The organism is Luteimonas sp. A534 (assembly GCF_054072805.1).
This window is the reverse complement of sequence record NZ_JBSVRR010000018.1, coordinates 1-2,887: the sequence shown is the minus strand read 5'-3', so window position 1 is coordinate 2,887 and position 2,887 is coordinate 1. Positions and strand designations below refer to the sequence as shown.

The 2,887-nt window shown below is 57.2% G+C and carries 3 protein-coding genes; all 3 read left to right on the top strand.

Annotated elements, in window-relative coordinates:
- Nucleotides 1-116: 116 nt before the first annotated feature.
- The 3 genes from ACW5F0_RS14685 to ACW5F0_RS14675 all read left to right on the top strand — a co-directional run bounded on the left by ACW5F0_RS14685 (nt 117) and on the right by ACW5F0_RS14675 (nt 2,662).
- Nucleotides 117-803: a hypothetical protein gene (locus ACW5F0_RS14685; protein ID WP_457000037.1), complete on the top strand. Its 687-nt coding sequence runs from the start codon at nt 117-119 to the stop codon at nt 801-803.
- Between the two features lie 135 nt (nt 804-938).
- Nucleotides 939-1,259 (top strand): hypothetical protein, encoded by a 321-nt coding sequence (locus tag ACW5F0_RS14680; protein ID WP_457000036.1) that lies wholly within the window; start codon nt 939-941, stop codon nt 1,257-1,259.
- 1,133 nt (nt 1,260-2,392) lie between these two features.
- Nucleotides 2,393-2,662, top strand: a complete 270-nt coding sequence (locus ACW5F0_RS14675; protein ID WP_457000035.1) for a hypothetical protein — start codon at nt 2,393-2,395, stop codon at nt 2,660-2,662.
- Nucleotides 2,663-2,887 lie beyond the last annotated feature (225 nt).

Here is a 2,887-nt window from a genome sequence, read left to right as displayed (position 1 = left end):
CCGCTTCGTTACGCAAAACACATGGCAGGTAAAGCTTGCCATGTGTTTCGCTCCACTACGCGCCTCGGCTTAACTCTGGCGTTAGGCGCCCGCACACACATTCAAAGGGGTCGTAGATGAAGTGCATTGCAGCCTTGCTCTTGGTACTAACAACGAGCGCTTCAGCGCAACAACTAGACACCCCGCCACAAGAAGATGCCAATCCAGCCTGCGCTAAGCTAGCCACGATTGTGTATAAGCCGCCGAAGGACTTGATCCTACTAGCAACTAAAGAACAGCACTACAACCGTGAACTCAAATTAGTCCTCACCGTAGGAGAGGAAGGACTCATTCGTGATGTCATGTTTGCCCAAAGTTCCCGCAATCGTCTTGTAGACCGCGCCGCTCGTAACTGGGCTTTTGGCCTTATGTTCGCTCCCGCCGACTGCGGCGATGCCTTTCAGTACAAGGTAATGCTTCCTGTGGCTCTTTCGGGAGGTACGCGTGGTACGCCTGAATCTCCTTCGGGCGCACAACTTCAGAACCGGCAGCATGAGCTAGGGCGTGTTTATGCTGAATCAATTGACACAGACATCCAAGCAGCTCTTCAAGACGTCGCTTGGCCAAGCGCGACTGTATGTACCGCGGAAATTACTCAATTGCCTAGCGGTTTCGTGTCCTCAGTGGCGCTAAAGGACTGCGATTTTCCTGAGCCAATTCGACAAGAAATCTTGGCTAAGCTCCAAGGGCACTCTCTTCCGTACAATGGTTTTGAGTCTGTCTTCCGTCGTAAGATCTTGGTGAACATTCATAACCCACAATAGGCGAGCTACCTCGGCGTGCGCCTAACAATTCGTTCAAGCCGAACCTGCTTCGCTACACCCACAACATGGCAGGTAAAGCTTGCCATGTTGTCGGCTACGCTACGTAGGTCGGCTTAACTCAAGCGTTAGGCCTACTTGGAACCACTCATCACCCCTGATGGTCGCTACCTCGTGGTTCGCGGCCGTCTGTGGCGAGCTGCCAACCCGAGCCTCGCGCCCGACGTTCGTTCTAAGCTCGTAGGCGACCTCATGAATGCGCGCCGGGAAGTCAAAGCGGCCGGTCGAGCCCGAGATCAAGAGCGGCTCGCTGTGGCTCGTAGCGCAGTGAATTCAGCCAAGATCTCCCTGGGCGAGCGCGGTCCTGTTTGGTGGACCGACGGAACCAAGGACTTCAATCGGCACTTGGTCAAGAACACACCGTACGCAAGCTGGTACTTGGAAGTTGAGGTACGGTAGGCCTAACAATTCGTTCAAGCCGAAACCGCTTCGTTACACCAAAGACATGGCAGGAAAAGCTTGCCATGCCTTTGGCTCCACTACGCGGTTCGGCTTAACTCAGGCGTTAGGCCCCTATGGAGATCATCTACTCAACCGGCGATCTTTCACGCGCCCAAGAGCTCTCACATGCGCTCATCGAGGCTGGCATCTCCAATCATGTATCCGGCTCCCACTCTGCAGGGCTAGCCGGCTACCTCCCGGGCAGCACGCCATCCTCCATTGGGGTTTGGCTTGCTAGTGCTTCGGATCTGCCGCGAGCACATAGCGTCATGCTGTCGCGTGGCTTTGCTGCTCAGCCAGCCGCTGCGCCGCGTCCTGTTCCCGCACATAGTCGGCTTTTGCTTGCAATCGTTGCAGCCATCGGCATCATCGGCCTTGCAGTTGTGTTGGCAAGCGGGGCCTAACAATTCATTCAAGCCGAACCCGCTTCGCGGCTTCGGCGACACCGTCGCATCGGCAAACGCGTCGTTCTCCTGTTCTTCGCGCTGCGGGTCGGCTTAATTCAGGCGTTAGGCCCCATGCGAAGCATCGTCGTCCTCGTACTTTCTCTTCTAGTGGGCTGCGCAACGGCTGGCGTTCGCGATCTCGATCTTGGAGTTGGCGGCGTCCTGCTCGGCGACACTGAGGAAGAGGTCGTAGCTAAGTTGGGAAAGCCGATCGACACGTCCGACACGGGCGAAGGCTGGGCGCTCAAGTACCCGGGCCTTACGGTCCTTGTGGGCTGGATGGAGAACCCGACTCCTGGACGTGCTCGTCGTGTTTTTGAGCTCACCGCTACGGGGCCCACCGCTTGCACTCCCTCAGGCGTGTGTCCTGGCATGCCGGTTGCAGCCGCAACGAGGGACTTCGGACAACCTGAGCTAGCGACCGGGGAGACCGGAGAGTTCCTGGAGTACTACAGTACGGAGTCGCCCTGTTGGCTCCAGATCCCTGCGTCTCATGGCACCATCAAATCTATTCGTGTGGTTTGCCAGCCATGAGGCCTAACAATTCGTTCAAGGGGATGCCGCTTCGCGGCACCCCTTAACTCAGGCGTTAGGCCGCGGTCGAACTATGCCGTACATCGGCGCATAGATCAGGGGAAAGGTTGCATGTTCGGACTCGGCAAACTGTTCCGTTCCAGTACTGGCATGGAGCGTCAATACGGACCTGTCACCGTTCACGGCCATGATCTGCGCTGCCAGGTGTGCCAGCACGCAGAGTTCTGGGAGCATCATGTGCAGCTCCATACGCCGGCTGCTACGCTTTTCAACGTCGAGTTCGCCAATCGTGTTGCCAACTGTGCCGTCTGCGCACACTGCGGGTACGTGCACTTCTTTCTGCCGACCGGGTTGGCGCCGGATGCTGCTGAAAGCAATTAGGGTTCATGACGGCAGGGCTCGCCATTGTGGCAAGCTGCGGCCTAACAATTCGTTCAAGCCGAAACCGCTTCGTTACACCAAAGGCATGGCAGGAAAAGCTTGCCAAGCCTTTGGCTCCACTACGCGGTTCGGCTTAACTCAGGCGTTAGGCGGCTATGGAAGGACTTCTCTACTTCGCAGCAGTTCTCGCCGTGGCCTTGGGCGCGGCCCATTCGTTCCTCGGGG